General features: G+C 36.2%; 13 protein-coding genes and 1 pseudogene. 5 read left to right on the top strand and 9 right to left on the bottom strand.

All coding sequences use genetic code 11. The annotated features are described in order from the left end of the window. Positions 1 to 18: 18 nt before the first annotated feature. Together N0M92_RS06105 and N0M92_RS06100 are read left to right on the top strand one after the other, a co-directional pair. Positions 19 to 996: an NAD(P)H-dependent flavin oxidoreductase gene (locus N0M92_RS06105; RefSeq protein WP_260284912.1), complete on the top strand. Its 978-nt coding sequence runs from the start codon at positions 19 to 21 to the stop codon at positions 994 to 996. A gap of 1739 nt (positions 997 to 2735) precedes the next feature. Further along, complete coding sequence (locus N0M92_RS06100; RefSeq protein ID WP_260284910.1) at positions 2736 to 3536, top strand: tyrosine-type recombinase/integrase; 801 nt, start codon at positions 2736 to 2738, stop codon at positions 3534 to 3536. 195 nt (positions 3537 to 3731) lie between these two features. Here the strand turns inward: N0M92_RS06100 and N0M92_RS06095 are convergent, their stop codons facing one another. Continuing rightward, a complete protein-coding gene (locus N0M92_RS06095) occupies positions 3732 to 4283 on the bottom strand; it encodes a sensor histidine kinase (protein WP_260284908.1) in 552 nt (183 codons plus the stop codon). Next, a pseudogene (locus N0M92_RS06090) lies at positions 4264 to 4516 on the bottom strand (beta-propeller fold lactonase family protein); the annotation flags it as partial. The gene N0M92_RS06095 and the pseudogene N0M92_RS06090, both read right to left, overlap by 20 nt. Positions 4517 to 4835: 319 nt before the next feature. Between N0M92_RS06090 and N0M92_RS06085 the strand changes: the two are divergent. Further along, a complete protein-coding gene (locus N0M92_RS06085) occupies positions 4836 to 5633 on the top strand; it encodes an HAD family hydrolase (protein WP_260284907.1) in 798 nt (265 codons plus the stop codon). A 1004-nt stretch (positions 5634 to 6637) separates the two neighbouring features. Here N0M92_RS06085 and N0M92_RS06080 read toward each other — a convergent pair. The 3 genes from N0M92_RS06080 to N0M92_RS06070 all read right to left on the bottom strand — a co-directional run bounded on the left by N0M92_RS06080 (position 6638) and on the right by N0M92_RS06070 (position 8486). Beyond that, the gene (locus tag N0M92_RS06080; RefSeq protein ID WP_260284906.1) at positions 6638 to 7192 is read right to left on the bottom strand and encodes a GNAT family N-acetyltransferase; all 555 of its coding nucleotides are present in this window, start codon (positions 7190 to 7192) and stop codon (positions 6638 to 6640) included. Between the two features lie 395 nt (positions 7193 to 7587). Then, on the bottom strand, positions 7588 to 8088 hold the full coding sequence (locus N0M92_RS06075; RefSeq protein ID WP_260284904.1) for a DinB family protein: 501 nt from the start codon (positions 8086 to 8088) through the stop codon (positions 7588 to 7590). A 149-nt stretch (positions 8089 to 8237) separates the two neighbouring features. Continuing rightward, complete coding sequence (locus tag N0M92_RS06070; RefSeq protein WP_260284902.1) at positions 8238 to 8486, bottom strand: hypothetical protein; 249 nt, start codon at positions 8484 to 8486, stop codon at positions 8238 to 8240. A gap of 770 nt (positions 8487 to 9256) precedes the next feature. On the opposite strand from N0M92_RS06070, the gene N0M92_RS29310 reads away from it, so the two are divergent. Continuing rightward, entirely contained in the window at positions 9257 to 9964 is a 708-nt protein-coding gene (locus N0M92_RS29310; protein ID WP_311202519.1) for a collagen-like protein, read from the top strand. Between the two features lie 437 nt (positions 9965 to 10401). Here N0M92_RS29310 and N0M92_RS06060 read toward each other — a convergent pair whose 3' ends face one another. The 4 genes from N0M92_RS06060 to N0M92_RS06045 all read right to left on the bottom strand — a co-directional run bounded on the left by N0M92_RS06060 (position 10402) and on the right by N0M92_RS06045 (position 14050). Beyond that, complete coding sequence (locus N0M92_RS06060; protein WP_260284900.1) at positions 10402 to 10671, bottom strand: hypothetical protein; 270 nt, start codon at positions 10669 to 10671, stop codon at positions 10402 to 10404. Then, positions 10665 to 10886 (bottom strand): hypothetical protein, encoded by a 222-nt coding sequence (locus N0M92_RS06055; RefSeq protein WP_260284899.1) that lies wholly within the window; start codon positions 10884 to 10886, stop codon positions 10665 to 10667. The genes N0M92_RS06060 and N0M92_RS06055 overlap by 7 nt, the downstream gene beginning before the upstream one ends. Before the next feature lie 796 nt (positions 10887 to 11682). After that, complete coding sequence (locus N0M92_RS06050) at positions 11683 to 12657, bottom strand: bile acid:sodium symporter family protein (protein WP_260284898.1); 975 nt, start codon at positions 12655 to 12657, stop codon at positions 11683 to 11685. 4 nt (positions 12658 to 12661) lie between these two features. Next, on the bottom strand, positions 12662 to 14050 hold the full coding sequence (locus N0M92_RS06045) for an FAD-binding oxidoreductase (protein ID WP_260284896.1): 1389 nt from the start codon (positions 14048 to 14050) through the stop codon (positions 12662 to 12664). 503 nt (positions 14051 to 14553) lie between these two features. Here N0M92_RS06045 and N0M92_RS06040 point away from each other — a divergent pair. Beyond that, complete coding sequence (locus N0M92_RS06040; protein WP_260284895.1) at positions 14554 to 15342, top strand: FadR/GntR family transcriptional regulator; 789 nt, start codon at positions 14554 to 14556, stop codon at positions 15340 to 15342. The last annotated feature ends 147 nt before the right edge of the window (positions 15343 to 15489 follow it).

Raw genomic sequence — 15489 nt, 5'->3', positions numbered from 1 at the left:
ACGAAAGGGGTATGGCAAATGAAAACAAAAATTACTGAATTATTGGGGATTGAATATCCGATTATTTGCGGCGGGATGTTTCAAGTTGGCCGAGCCCCGCTCGCAGCCGCCGTGTCAGAAGCGGGAGGACTAGGTGTCATTACTTCGAAAACACAGGTGACACCAGAAGGTCTCCGTGATGAAATACGCAAAGTGAAAACTTTGACCAAGAAGCCCTTTGCTGTCAACCTGAACTTGTTTCCAAGTCAAACGGCAACCCCAAATGATGAGTTCATTGATATTTTAATTGATGAAGATATAAAAATTGTTGAAACGAGTGGCCGAAGCCCAGAAAGTTTAATGCCCAAACTTAAAGAGCACGGCTTTACCGTGATACATAAGGTAGCGAACGTCAAAAACGCAATCTCAGCAGAGAAATTGGGAGTCGATGCCATTATCATTGTAGGGAATGAAACAGGCGGGCATCCAGGTATGGGGGATGTAGGAACGCTTGTCATGCTCCCTAGAGCCGTTGACTCCGTTACTATTCCAGTAATAGCAGGCGGAGGATTTTCGGATGGCAGAGGCCTAATTAGTGCCTTGTCACTCGGTGCTGAAGGAATCGTCATGGGAACTCGCTTTATGGCAACGCAAGAAGCGCCGATCCATGATAACGTAAAGAAGTGGATGGTATCTGCTAATGAAATGGATACGGTTGTCATCCAACGGAATATAGGCAGTCCGTCGCGTGTAGCATTAAATGCCATCAGTAAAGAAGTGGACAAACTTGAAAATGAAGGTGCCACTATAGAGGAATTGATTCCACTAATTACGGGACAACGAAGCAAGAACGTGTACTTTGAAGGAAATTTAGACGGAGGAATCTGGTCATGCGGTCAATCTGTAGGACTGATAAAAGAAATATTGACCGTCAATGAACTAATAACACAAATCATCCATGAAGCTAAAACTTCGTTCGAATTCATCCAAAACCGTATCGAATCCATTCGAACATAAATAACGTATCAGGAACATGAGATCAAGTGCTATTTCGTGTTCCTTTTTTATAGGTTGATGGGAAATTGGGTTTAAACGAACTCTAACGCGAAATGCGTATTCAAGATAGTAAATAGGTACATAACCCAAATCAATAACTTGCTTCCAATTTTCCTCAACATTTCGTGATTAGAGTTTACATAACATTATTATTCCGTTATATAAAAATCTGTTATCACCTGGCATTACCTTATAATCTGCCATGATTTCTGAAACTTTTTAATCATTTATATGGAAAAATCGACTTTTACGATTTCATATAAATGAATACACCCATGATACCAAAGAAATGATTACTGAAGGGCTGAAGGTAGGAAGCGTTTTTTTAACAAATTCGATTTGAAGGTTTACCTTATAACCATTGGCAGCTTCCTGTTGATGTAAGTTGTTGCAATTATGAAAGCTGTTCCATAAAATCGCAATCTTTCTTAAAATAAGTTTAAAACAGAGCGGATGAATCATCATTTATTAAAGATTATTCATAATATAGGCAGTTATAAGTTAAAAGAGAGATTATGTTGCTAAATAGAGGTGCCTATTATGACTTTCAGGAAGAAAAAGCGGGAATTTCAAGTTGAAGACCCTTGGAGTTGTTATCGGTAAAATTATATTTATATAACTTTTTAGAAGTGTTAACCCGTGATTTTTCTCATATTGCCATATATTTTATATACTAGAATAACAAATTTGTTAGATCGGATCAGTTAAGCATAATGTTTTGGCAAATATAGAATTATTAATGACAACATGAATAAAAAGGCATTCAGAGTAGCAGCGTTTGTGATGGAAGGGGGAACCTTATATTGCTTCATGTCTATATCTTCACACACAACAACAGAAGGTTTATCCTAATTCTTTGTATCGAGAAATGCTGAATTGGTTCAGATAGGAGCAATTATGATGTTATGACTTCCGATGAAAACGTAATCCAAATGGACATGTATTAGTCCTTAAACGGACGGAAAAAGGAAGAAAGTGAAAGGTGCCACCGGTTTTTACTGAATGGAAAACTAATATAGCTTAGAATTGTTATGAAATCCTTAGAGTCAAATGACTAAGTGTATTAAATAATTGAACTAAAGTAATTAATCGTAATCATAACAAAATAGCGACAAACAAAAAATATTAGCAATTATATTAACAGATAAATAACGATTAGAATAAAAATCAGAATAATAATTGACATTTGAGAATTAAATATTATGGGACTTAATTCATTGTAAAATTAGCTTAAATCCAAGCAAAAGTTACTGCCAATATTTAATCCAATATAAAATTGAAGATCAATCATTTTTTCTAAATAAACGTAACAATATTTACTTAAAGTATTAGTTAACAATGAGTAATTAGATAAAAAGATATTAATAAATAATTGTAGTGTATCAATTTAAAAATTCGCATTCTGTCTCACTAAGTTAAGTATTCTTAAGATATGAGATATTATTAACAATAAAAATACAACTTCCTATAATATATATTATGTTAACTAGAAACAAACATAATAGTACCAAGTGGTCTCAGCTTCAAGTTCCCATAAGATTCATTATTGTCCCCTAACTTGGCTCAGTTGACTATAATATTCAATACTGCTTCCGATAACTATCTGGGTTCTTCCTATAAGTTGGTTAGTTCTCATAATAAATGGTTTCGAACATAATTCCTTGGGTTGGACCGAATAATTCCCAGGAGGTCTGATAATTATGAATTACGTTCAAGCTTCAAATGATTATCTCATGTACTTAGAAGTTGAGAAAAATTACTCCTTGAACACTTTAACTAGTTACGCATTCGATTTAAAGCTCTACGGTGAGTTTTTAATTGCTAACAATCGATCATTAGACTTAGATGAGCTCACGTCGTCCAGTGTGCGTCGTTTTGTGCAAAATCAGGTCATCAATCATAGTATTAAGCCCAGAACGCTACAACGCCGCATTTCGTGCTTAAAATCATTTAGTAAATATAGTTTAAAAGAAAATCACATGAAGTCTGACTTCACAGCAAATAAGAATTCACCTAAATATATGACCTTACAAGAGCTACACAAATTATTTACCTATTTAGAACATGATCCGCGACCGCAAAGAGTTAGGAATGAATTAATGTTTAAACTACTCGCAACAACTGGAATGAGACGCCAAGAATTAGTGGATTTAACATGGGAGCAAGTTAATTTAGAAAATCAAACGATTTTAGTTCGAGGAAAAGGAAGAAAAGTACGCCTCCTCCCCCTTCATCCCATTGTCTTACCGATATTTCAAGATTATCAAGAAACCCTTTTGGAGCAGCAAAAACATTACAGTGAACCGATCTTTTATAATCGAAAAAATAAGCCTTTAAATCCTCGTGGATTGCACAAAATATTTATGGAGATTCTAGAACGGGCTTGCTTACCCGCTCACCGATTTTCTCTTCATCATTTAAGGCATACGTTTGCTACCTTACTATTACAAGAAAACAAAGATAAAGTGGATTTAAGAACCTTAGGAATTATTAGGCCGTGAAAGTCTTGCTACGACCAGTATGTATACACATATAGACATTGAACAAAATAATAAGTTTGGTTTCACTTTTGGGATTTAGTGTTATAGCTTTTCTTGTTAGCTATCATACAATTATTAATTTCGACAGAACCTTCATTTCTTATGTGCAGGGTTCTGAAGCATCAATGCTAACAAATATCATGAGAATTTTTACGTTCATTGGTGGAACGATACCAGTTGTCGTGGATTTCTCTTCTGTGTATTTTTTTCCTCATTTCCATTGCTAATTGGTAAAAACAATTCTACATTCGTCCCTGATCCTTCTTTACATTTTATTTTAATTTCACCCTTATGAAGATTTATAATACTTTTGGCAATATGCTGCCCCAAACCAGAACCTCCAGTTTCTCGGTTTCTTGCTTTATTCACTCGGTAAAACCTTTCAAAAATATTCTCTATTTCTTCCTCTGGAATTCCCATACCATAATCTTTTATATGGATTATTGCATGTTCTTGATTCCTATCTAAGAAGACTTCAATTTTGTCATTGCTATATTTAATGGCATTATCAAGCAAGATGATAATTACCTTCTTTATCTTTAATAAATCCGCATAGATATTGATTGGATTTTCCTCGAAACGCAGTGTTATTTCTCTTTTATATACACTTTTAAGTTGTTTTAAAATGCCTTCGCATATCGATACCAATTCAACTTCAGTCATTTCTAATACATTTTCTTTCTCTAAGTTAGTTAGTCCAAGCAGCAACCTGCAATCTAACCAGACTTCCATCAACTTGAATAGTAAATACGGAGACTGTACTCTGGTTTCCGTTAAGGGTGTAAAAATGCCGTCTATCTTTACTCACTCCAACATCCATCGGCAGTCCGAGCAGTTACCTGGCGGTGTACTTGTAATATGCCTTACCACCGAAAGTGAGCCTTGTGATCGATTCGGTAAGTGGAGATGGTGCCGCTTAAGGTATTGGTAATGTATGCAAATGTGTAGAGATAATAAAGTTATTTAAATTTTATAAGCTTAAACAAGCATAACCCCGTTCTAAATTTAGGACGGGGTTAAAAATATAGTCGTTTAATTTAAATGTAAGATACTTCACTACACTAAAAAATATAACAATAAATTCGTATAAAAATCTAAGTTTTATTCAACAATAGCACCCGTTAATGGGATAATATTTTTATCTTGCATAGAGCCGTCCCTTACTTCCCAATAAACTTTATTAAATCTGTACACTGAGTTTACAAGACTTTAATAGTCAGATGATATGATTGGTTTAGCAACGATGAGGAGGCAGTATATATGAATGTGCGTGCAATATTTATTGATATGGATGGTACACTACTAAAGGCCTCAAACAACATTTCCCGTCGAAATATGGAAGCCATTTATAGGCTCATTAATCAGGGAGTCAAGGTTTTTCTAGCTACTGGTCGACACTATGAAGTAACCGCTCCCTACCATAAAGAAATTGGATTACAAACTCCAATGATCTGTTTGAATGGTGCCGCTATTCACGATGCAGAGACAGGAAGAGCTATGCAAATGAAAACCGTCCGACTGAACGAAGAACGATTCCACCAGCTGACCGCTGAAAGTTCTTGTAATGTTATTATCCATACAATTAATGGGCTTTATTGTAAGGAAACAAATGAAGAAATCGATTATTGGACAAAAGTTGGGCAAATTCCGCCACGTTACATTGGAGATTTAAGACAGGCAAATTATCAAGATGTTCTTAAATATAGTGTTCGAACAGGTGCACCAAGACCTGAATTATCCGCTTTGTTTAAAAAGGAAGCAGAGGTCATCAATTGGAATGACGGGTTTGAAATGGTTGCTCCTAATGTTTCCAAATGGTCTGCTATAAAAAACTTACTTCACGAATTTCGAATTAGTCCAAGCGAAGTCGTAGCCATTGGAGACGGACCCAATGATATAGAGATGCTTCGTCATGTTGGTACTGGCGTGGCAATGGGGAACGCTAGCGAAGAGGTTAAAGCAGCTGCTGACTTTGTTACAGGACACCACGAAAATGATGGATTGGCTGAGTTTATAGAAACTTATCTTCATAAATCATATAATTCATATGTGATTTAGATTTATTTTAAAATCCCTTTTTTTATCATCAGATAGTGTATCTTCATCCTTTGAACATTTTCATTTATGTTGGTTTTTAACAGTATCAGCTGTTTTGGAATTGCTAATTACTCCTAATTATCAATATTCGCACCCTTTAATACAATAAAAAAATAACCTCTATTAGCTGGTGTAGTAAAAAAGCATTTCTTCTTATTGAAGTTATACACCCGTTAGCTGAATAAGCATATTTCTGTTGTAAAGTTAAAAATCATTTTTAAGTTATCGAAGCCCATCTTCTTCTAAACTCGCCAAATAAGCATTTGTAAAAAAATCGAGAAAATTTGAATTTTCCTCAAAATATCTTTTGAATTCCTCTAACACATCCTCTAGAAATTTTTTATCCCCAAACCTAAATCATCAACAAATTGTTTTAGTACCATATGAAAAGTATCATCAAAAAAATTTATGGTTGGTTTTCCATTTAAAACAGATTCCTCAATATCGGTTAAAATCGGTTAAAGTAATTGATGAAAAATAGTCCAATGTAAACTCAGCAAAATCTCTTATATTCACCAAAAAGCACCTTCCTTTTCGATAGTTTCCTTAAAGTATAATACAATGCTTATGGAACTAACCTGCCCCTTTAGTTCCATAAGAAAGAGCTGCCTTAAAGTCAGCTCAGATCTGCTAACGCACCCGTTAGCCATCCATGAATAGCAAAAATCGGCGACTAACCACAAAGAATGAAAATGGTTAGGAAGTGTCAATACTATTACTGACCTTAATCCAATCAACCCTAATCCATATACTAATTAATTAACGCTCTCCGCTTTTTTTAAACGATTGAGCAGGGTCTTCTTATGTATTGTCATTTTTCCATTTTTAAAGAAACTTATTTTCATGATAGTTCTATAAGAAAAGCGATTCTTATTAAAGAATCGCGCCCTTTAATTGAATAAGAAGGGACTTATTTTATTGAAATTATCGTCAACAAACCTCTTTATTTTATCTGTTCAAGAACGCTAAGTTTCCAGGTTAGTAATTTTGCCAAAAAGTAATGCATCATAATACTTATCCTCTATAAAATAGTGGTCTTTTAATCGTCCTTCTAACTCATACCTGTTCTTTTCAAGTATCCGTGCAGAGCCAATATTGGCATGCACTACAATAGCATGAAGCTTATGAAGATTAAGTGATTTAAATGCAAAATCACTTATCAATGCAACAATCTCTGTTCCATACCCCTTATCCCAATAATGTTTATGCAACACATAACCAATTTCAGCTTGGTTTGCTTCTTGGTCAAAATTGAAAATTATAGCTGTTCCTATAATTGCTTGAGTTAATTTTTCAACAATGGAGGAATATAAATGAGTTCCTGCCGACTCACGATTTAACATTATTTCAATGAACTGACGAGTTTCCTCCAAAGTACTCATCAAATTCCAGCCAATAAATCGTGAAACCTCTTGATCTGACGCATAATGATGTATCTCTTGAACATCCTCTATCCTTAGTGCTTTGAAGTAGATTTTTTCACCCTCTAATGAATGAAATAAAACAGACTGCTTCTCCATTTTAACCTCCTCTAACTACCCTCAGTTAATGAACCTCCGATGGTAGCGAAAATGTCCCCAATTAAGGTTAAATATCATCGCACTCATCTTAGTATATCCTTTCACCTTTCAAGTCATTTTTCATATTTATGTTTCAACTGTTTCCTTGGCAATATGTCCCTTTAATGGAATGAAACGAGTGATGTTTTTAAACAACATTATTATGTTTTAAACGACTTTATTGTAAATTAAACAACTTTAATGTCACTTAACAGTATTCCTTATGGAACTATCCTGCCCTGATAGTTCCATAAAGAAAGAGCTGCCTTAAAGATAGCTCTGATCTTCAGCCAACGTCACCTTTTTGAAGTAAAAATGGATTACTTTTCTCTTGCCTATTTATAATGAATAACATTTCAAGAATACCAATAAAAAGCATAATCAGTCATAACTGAAGAATCACCCAACTGATGTAACATAGCAGAAATATTCCCTCTATGATAGGTTCCATGATTCACAACGTGTAAGACCATTTCAGATATACTTGTTTCTCTTAATCCTGCCCATGGATTATCCAACATTATTCTCTTTTCCATATCTTCCTGTCTGTTCAAAAAGGATTTAAACCGAGATGTTAAAGTGTGAAATTCAGTTTCTAAGTCTTCAATGGGCAGTTTCTCAATCTTTTCTTGAATTTGAAATGAAGATTGCATTGCTTCATTCATACTCTGACCCTCGAGGGTATTAAGCCATCCATATTCCACCAAATAGAGATGAGATAAAACCTTTGAAACAGAAGAAAAGACACTTTTCATTTCCTTTTGATATTTCTCAGGAGAAAGTGTCTTAAGATGATCAATAATCCGTTGATTTGCCCATACATGATAGTTATATAGACTTTCTACATGATTTTCCATACAAACGCCTCCTTATCATCACGTTTTTTAATATTCTTTATCAGAATGAATTATTCCTTTAAATATTATTACTTATCTGATGAGATCTTAATTAAATGGCCCAATTGTTGAACAAAGGTCAAAGCAATCTAGCTAAAGCACCCGTTAGTTTAAGTACAAACCTTCACATTCTTGCTAACCTGCCCTGTTAGCTTAACAATGAATACAAACTGCAATACAAATACCATAGAAGCCATAACTAAAAATTGAAATAAAACAATTAATAATATTGATACTCCTGTCTTCCAATTATTTTTAATTTGAAGTAATTCCTTCTTAGCCTTTTCTTTATTTTTAAGCGGACATATAATAATTCCGATCCAATAAATTGCAAAAAATATATTGCTTGAAGTATCCATAAAATCAACTCTTATAACAATTTTCCGTAATCACTGTTTAACAATCATTCTTTCACAAATTTACCATTTAAAGTTTTTTTATTAAAAAGCTTCTTTACTTCTTTCATATAGATTATTGTGATTGATTCTAAATTCTCTGTTAAGACATTATCAAATTGATAAATATCCTTGTTAGTATATATTCCTTTCATTTCGTTATTCCCGAAATAATTCACAAAATCTTTACAAGATATACTATTCATGAATCTAAACTTTTCAAATAAACTCCAGGGTGATTCAGAGATTCACTTGTTGTTCCAATCGCAATGGGACTCGACAAATACTTCTTTTATTATGAAAATCATATTACTCAAAGGCAACAATCCATTGTTCGAAATGCACTTCAACAAGCACATTCCCCTCAGTTGTATTTTCTATGTCCGGTATATACATAACGTTGGTAAATCGCTATCCTAGCTTCTTCTTTAAAACGCCTTGCCCAAATGATATTCAGTGATCCTTCATAAATAGTACGTACTCAATTTAACTTTAAATAGAGCCTGGTAGAGCCTGATTTAAAAATCAAACTTAAAAATCCAAGCCTTTTTTTTATATCGGCATATATAGTGTAGAAAGGAGTGATTAACTTGTCCAATCACGATTAAAAGTATTATCAGGAAAAGTATCGGTAATGTAAAAAGAAGTACAATTGTTGCAAAGAATGCCTCGAAGAAAACAGAAAAAAAGCTTCATTGCTCGACTTTTCGGAAAGTGAACAATGAGGAAAAAGGGTGATTAAAATAGAAAAGCCAATTCAAGGTCGTAGATTTGTTGACACGACCTATAAGTGTAATAACGATGATTTCCTTAATAAAAACGATCATAAAAAATGTAAGGAGTGTGAACAAGGTCCTCGAGGACCTCAAGGACCTTCAGGACCTCAAGGATTTCAAGGACTTCCAGGACCAGCAGGACCTCAGGGAGAAACTGGACCTCCAGGACCAGGGGGTGCTTTGGCTTATGGATCATTGTACGATCCGTCTGGAAATTTTGTCACAGTGTCTACGGTAAATCCCCCTGCTCTGGGGCAGAAGGTTGTTTTCACAACTCCTGGTCCGTTATTAGGAACAGCCCCTTTTCCTCCTGGTCTTGGACCTTATACTGATATTGAGGTTCTGACTGCTGGGGTATATGAGATTAGCATGGATTTAACTGCTAGACTCATTAATGCTTCTAACTTAACGTTTAATACCGAAGTGCAGTTCAGGTTATTCATCAATGACACAACCCCAGTTCTTGAAAGTACTTTTGAATCCTTTAATAGAATTACAGGCGGTCCAGGCGGGCAACCATTACAGGTTGAAGCTAGAAACGCGATAGGAAAAACAATCCAACTTCGATTATCCGCAAACGATAGGATAAGTATTAGAGTTATTACTGCATCTGCCAATGTAACATATAGGTATCCCTCATTAGTAGTCACAAAAATCGCCAACTAGCTGCCAAAGTCAGTAAATAGGAGCAAGAAAAGCCCCAACCTAAATGTTGCGGGCTTTTTCCGATTTACAACTTTCTGATACTTAATGACGGTGGTGGTTTTGGTTACACAGGTAAATTAAGCAAGTCTCATTCCTTCTTCAACTAACATGCCCCATTTGTTCAATAAGTAACTTCTTCATATGATGCCTAGAACTGTTATCTCAGCGATCAATGAAAGTAAATAATATCGTCTCTCGTTTCTCCGGTAACACTTGTGAAGTCACCTTCCCCTATCCTCTACTCATTTATTTTGTAAAATACAAAGACAACGATTTTGTGTAAAAATTTAAAAAGACAGCAGATTTGTATCATTAATTTGCTGTCTTCGGACTAAAACTGTGTATTTGATAAACGAATGAAAGAATCTCCAACAGAATGCAGAAGATTCTTACGGTTATTATTTAAACTTATCCGGAAACTGCTTTACAACTCCCGCAGAGATAGTATCGGCCATTAAGATTATATGTGTGACCCCTTCATCAATTGAAACGATTCTTCCGTTCCAATTTTTTGCTATGCTTGAAGTTGCATCATTTGTCACTAATTTCAAATGCATATAAAGCAGATTTTTTAGATTTTCATTTTTCAAATAGGGGTTGGCACCGCTAAGGAAAGCTGCTATTTCATCAGCGTTTCTATACCATTCTTTGTTTAGCTGTTTCACCAAGACTTCATTTCCCTTTTAGCCGCATCTACAATCTTTCCAGCAATAACGATATGCTCTTTAAGCAAATCCGTAAGTTTGTTCCCAGCTTTCTCTCCGTATACTGGCTTTATAGCATTTCCGATATCCTCCTGATTTTTCAGAAGCCTAGCCAATACCAGTTTTTGATCCTCCGCTCCAGCTGTTGTTGCACTAGTAATATAATTACTTGTCCACAATACATGATCAATCCAAAGTCTCCTGAATTCATTTGCGAACTTTACCTCAGATTGACTTACACTTTGTACCTGTGGTTTAGCGTATGTACTGGTTGTTCCAGCCACCATGTTTAGCGGAAAAAAAAATAAATCCCAACAACAATAATTTTTTCATAACACCATCTCCTTCCAAAATTCAAAAACACCTTTTTATTATTGATATATGGGATTTTTATATTCATGATAATGGTGCTACTTCCCCTCTTGAACTGTAAATTGGACTTAAATGAATTCACATCGCCCAATAATACACGGAACACTACAACGTCTCAATTTGTGCTTAAAATATGATGAATTAATGTTTATTTGACTTGAAACTTCGAGAATGTGCCGCTAAGAAACAGTGGGTTTAATATGGGAGCAAGTTCATTTGGAAAATCAGAACGATTTGTAGTTCGAGTAATAGGGAAATTAGAACCCTCCCCTTCCTTCATCTCAATATCTTAATGTCTTTATGAATGATTTTGTCACTTGGAGCCTTCTATAAAAAGATCGCTAATTATATCAATTAATTCATGATTTTGTTCTAGAACTTCATCATTTTTTTCTTTTTTGATATTTGTATTCTGCCTGTTAAAGCTATTGCTACTACATGCTTGCTGTAGGAGAGCATGAACAGAATGACTCTCTTTTTCCTAGATGAATTCTAGAATTCAAGCAGCATGGTTATTTGCCCCTCCACTTTCCCGCCTGGAAAATATGGCAACAGCAAAAAAATCCCTGCTGGGAGCATAGGATCTTTTTCATTTCAATATTATTAAAGCTTGTTCTCTACTGGCTGGACTGTCCCTTCCTCTATACTGACGCCAGCATGTTTTTTTGACCAGTAAGTCGCAAGAATTGGTCCTGATATGTTGTGCCATGCAGCAGCCAGGACACTTGGAAGTGCTGCCAGCGGGCCGAAATGTGCCGTAGCAAGCGCAACGCCTAACCCGGAGTTCTGCATGCCCACTTCAATCGAAATCGCTCTTCTATTGACTTCATCAAGTCCAAGCACTTTTGCTGTCAAGTAACCAATCATCAGTCCAAATCCGTTATGAAGCATCACGGCAGTAAAAATAAGGAACCCGGATGTAGCGATGCTAGCTGCATTGCCTGAGACCACTGCGCTTACAATCGTAATAATGGCTGCTACCGAAATAAGTGGTAAAACGGTTAAGCTTTTTTCAACTATTACCGGGAAAATCCGCTTAATGGCCAAACCTAAAACAATCGGAAGAAGGATGACTTGTATAATGGACTTAAACATATCAAAAAAATCGACCGGCATCCATTGTCCTGCCAGCAAAAGCAGAAGCAGAGGAGTCATGATTGGAGCCAGTAAAGTTGATACCGAGGTCATAGCTATCGACAAGGGTACATTACCTTTTGCAAGATATACCATAACATTAGAGGCTGTTCCGCCCGGTACACAGCCGAGCAAAACCAGACCTGCAGCTAATTCGGCTGGCAAATTCATAAGTTTCGCAATAAGGAATGCCACAGATGGCATGATGATGAACTGGGCGCAAACTCCAATTATCACGGGCAGTGGTTTAGTGATGATGATTTTAAAATCAACTGCCTTCAAAGTAAGCCCCATTCCAAACATGACAACCCCTAGCAATATTGTAATATAGCCTCCCAATCCCAAAAATGGCTCTGGAAAAATAAAGGCGATGACGGAAATTAAGATAACCCAAACAGCAAAATATTTTCCGGCTAATGCACTGAACGCTTCTAATACCTTCATTTCATCACACTCTTTCTTGCATAAATATTTTACTTGGATTTAATAAATTATCTGGATCAAGGGCTACTTTGATTTTTTCCATCACAAACAGTGAGTTCCCATGTTCTTTTTTCTGATATTTTTGTTTACCGACCCCGACTCCGTGCTCCCCAGTGCATGTTCCGTTCCGCTCAAGGGCATACAGGACAATTTGTTCATTTAGCTGTTCTGCTCTTTTAATCTCTTCTAGATTTTTGTTATCAATCATTAAGAGTACGTGATAGTTTCCATCGCCTACATGGCCGACAATCCCACCGGTAAGGCCCAGAAAATCAACAGCCTCCCTTGCATGCTGAATGGCACCAGACAGCTCTGAAATCGGAAGGCAGACATCAGTCACCATCAGTTTTTTTCCAGGATAGCCATGAATATAAGCATAGGCAAGATTATGGCGAGCTTCCCATAGGCGGTTCCTGGCAGTATTATCTGCCTCAAATTCAATATCGAGACAATGATGTTCTGCTACTATTTCTTTAGTGAACGCTACATCTTGCTTCAACCCTGCTTCATTACCATGAAACTCCAAAAATAGTGTAGGCGCTTCGTTATAGCTTGTATCACTATAGAGATTAACCTGCTTCATTGATGGTTCATCGACAAGTTCCACCCTTGCAATTGGAACACCTGACTGCAAAATGGATACAACAGCTTCTACCGCATGGCTCAATGCAGGAAATGATGCTCTTGCCGCCATAACGTGCTCAGGGATTCCGTAAACTCTCAACGTCAATTCCGTAAAGCAGCCAAGGGTTCCTTCAGAACCAACAAAAATACCGTTTAGATGGTAACCTGATGACGATTTAGCTGCCAAATTGCCAGTATGTATAATCGAACCATCTGCAAGAACCACTTCAAGATCACGGACTTGGTCACGCATCACACCATACTTAACGGATGTCGTGCCACTGGCATTTGTTGCCGCCATTCCGCCCAGAGTAGCATCAGCTCCAGGATCCACGGAAAAAAACAGCCCATATTTTTTCAATTCTTTATTTAGTTGCGAACGCGTTACGCCAGGCTGAACCTTTACGAGAAAATCGTTTTCACGCACTTCAAGGATTTTATTCATTAGTGAAAAGTCAATGGTTATGCCATGATTGTACGGTATGACATGGCCCTCGAGGCTTGATCCCAACCCAAAAGGGACCATCGGGATTTTGTGCATATTGGCCAATTTCACAACATCACTAACTTGCTGTGTTGTTTCTGGAAATACAACAATATCGGGAAGACTTACAGCATGATATGATTCATCTCTGCCGTGCAATTCTCTCACTGTCTGGTTTACTGTTACTTGACTTTCCGAAAGAACTTCCTTTAAAGCGTTGATCAAATTTACACTAGTTGCTTCCATTCAATTCTCCTTCTTTCTGCTATAACATCCGTTTTTGTCATATCAAAAGCTTTGGTCGCACCTATACCAAGATTAAGTTTCTACTTCAAAGCTTCAACTATTGAATGAATCCCCCTCCCTAAAAATCTTAAAATGGTATCGCTTCCATTTATGAATAGATTGACCTAGACCATTTTTGCTCATTTCATAATTGGTCTAACCAATTTTCATTATACTAAATTTTTTGACTTTTTCAACAATTATATATATATTACTTTTCTCTATAAATAAATGGTTATTTTGACAGCATTATAGGCGGTTTTCCTACCTTCTAACAAAAGATGAATCGCTTTCAATTTCCAAAAGAACAGTTTTGACTGAAATTAAGTAATAATATATTATCAAAATTGGTCTAACCAATAGAAAGGTCTGAAATTATCTTCTTGCTTCATTAATGAATGCTTGTTAAGATGATTCCACTTAGTCGTACCAACTTGTTGTTATTGAAGGATGTGAAGGAAGTAATGGATTCTATACCAGTTAAATCCCCAAAAGTGTACGAAATCATCTTCAATCAAATTAAGGAATCTTTTATTAGCGGTGAATTGAAACCAGGGGATAAATTACCCCCTGAGCGGGAGTTGTCCAATCGTTTTAAAGTGAGTCGAACATCAATCAGGGAAGCCCTTCGAGTATTGGAGATTAACGGAGTCATTGAGGTCAGACCAGGTGACGGGACATTTATCAGACAATCTGATGTTAAGTTCCTGATCGAACTGCTATCCAACTCAATCATCAAAGCTAAGGACAATATGGTCTATGAAATGCTTGAAGTCCGTCGAGTAATTGAAACCGAGTGTGCTTTTCTTGCTGCACAAAGAGCAAACTCCCTAGATTTACAAAATATTCTTAATGCTCTAGAAGAAATGGCACGTTCGGAACATGATGAGGAATTAGGCTTGCGAGCAGATTTGATGTTTCACTATAGTGTCGCACAAGCCACAAACAATTCCATATTTGCTGGATTGGTCCATACCCTTAGTGATCAAATGAAAGATACTATTCGTGCCACTAGACGGCATCGTTTCGCAAAGCCAGGTCATTTTCAAGAAACGCTTCAAGAACACAAGGAAATCTACTATTCTATCGCATTAAAGGAAGCGGATAAAGCCAAACAACTGATGGACGCCCATATCATTCGCATTCGAGAACAGATGGCCACAGCTACACTTGAAAGCATTGGAGATGATGCCAAAATTGTTGCTTATCAAAATGAAAAAGACCAACATCGTAATGCTGAAGGTGATAAATAAGTTCCGCTTGCGATAACTTATGGAACATGGAGGTATACCTCTTAAATTATAGCTAATTGATGTTTTATCGGAGACCAATTAAATTTGACATAAAAAAGCGCCTTTTCTCAGAGGGCGCTAAATTGGTTATTTATAGTTAAAAATTCG

The organism is Peribacillus aracenensis (assembly GCF_025175645.1).
GTDB lineage: Bacteria > Bacillota > Bacilli > Bacillales > DSM-1321 > Peribacillus > Peribacillus aracenensis.
This window is presented reverse-complemented; position numbering and strand designations above follow the sequence as displayed.

Bases quoted from the DNA above. Each gene is read 5' to 3' on its own strand.
- N0M92_RS06105 (WP_260284912.1), top strand. From the start codon at position 19: ATGAAAACAAAAATTACTGAATTATTGGGGATTGAATATCCGATTATT.
- N0M92_RS06100 (WP_260284910.1), top strand. From the start codon at position 2,736: ATGAATTACGTTCAAGCTTCAAATGATTATCTCATGTACTTAGAAGTT.
- N0M92_RS06085 (WP_260284907.1), top strand. From the start codon at position 4,836: ATGAATGTGCGTGCAATATTTATTGATATGGATGGTACACTACTAAAG.
- N0M92_RS06080 (WP_260284906.1), bottom strand. From the start codon at position 7,192: ATGGAGAAGCAGTCTGTTTTATTTCATTCATTAGAGGGTGAAAAAATC.
- N0M92_RS06075 (WP_260284904.1), bottom strand. From the start codon at position 8,088: ATGGAAAATCATGTAGAAAGTCTATATAACTATCATGTATGGGCAAAT.
- N0M92_RS06070 (WP_260284902.1), bottom strand. From the start codon at position 8,486: ATGGATACTTCAAGCAATATATTTTTTGCAATTTATTGGATCGGAATT.
- N0M92_RS06050 (WP_260284898.1), bottom strand. From the start codon at position 12,657: ATGAAGGTATTAGAAGCGTTCAGTGCATTAGCCGGAAAATATTTTGCT.
- N0M92_RS06045 (WP_260284896.1), bottom strand. From the start codon at position 14,050: ATGGAAGCAACTAGTGTAAATTTGATCAACGCTTTAAAGGAAGTTCTT.
- N0M92_RS06040 (WP_260284895.1), top strand. From the start codon at position 14,554: ATGGATTCTATACCAGTTAAATCCCCAAAAGTGTACGAAATCATCTTC.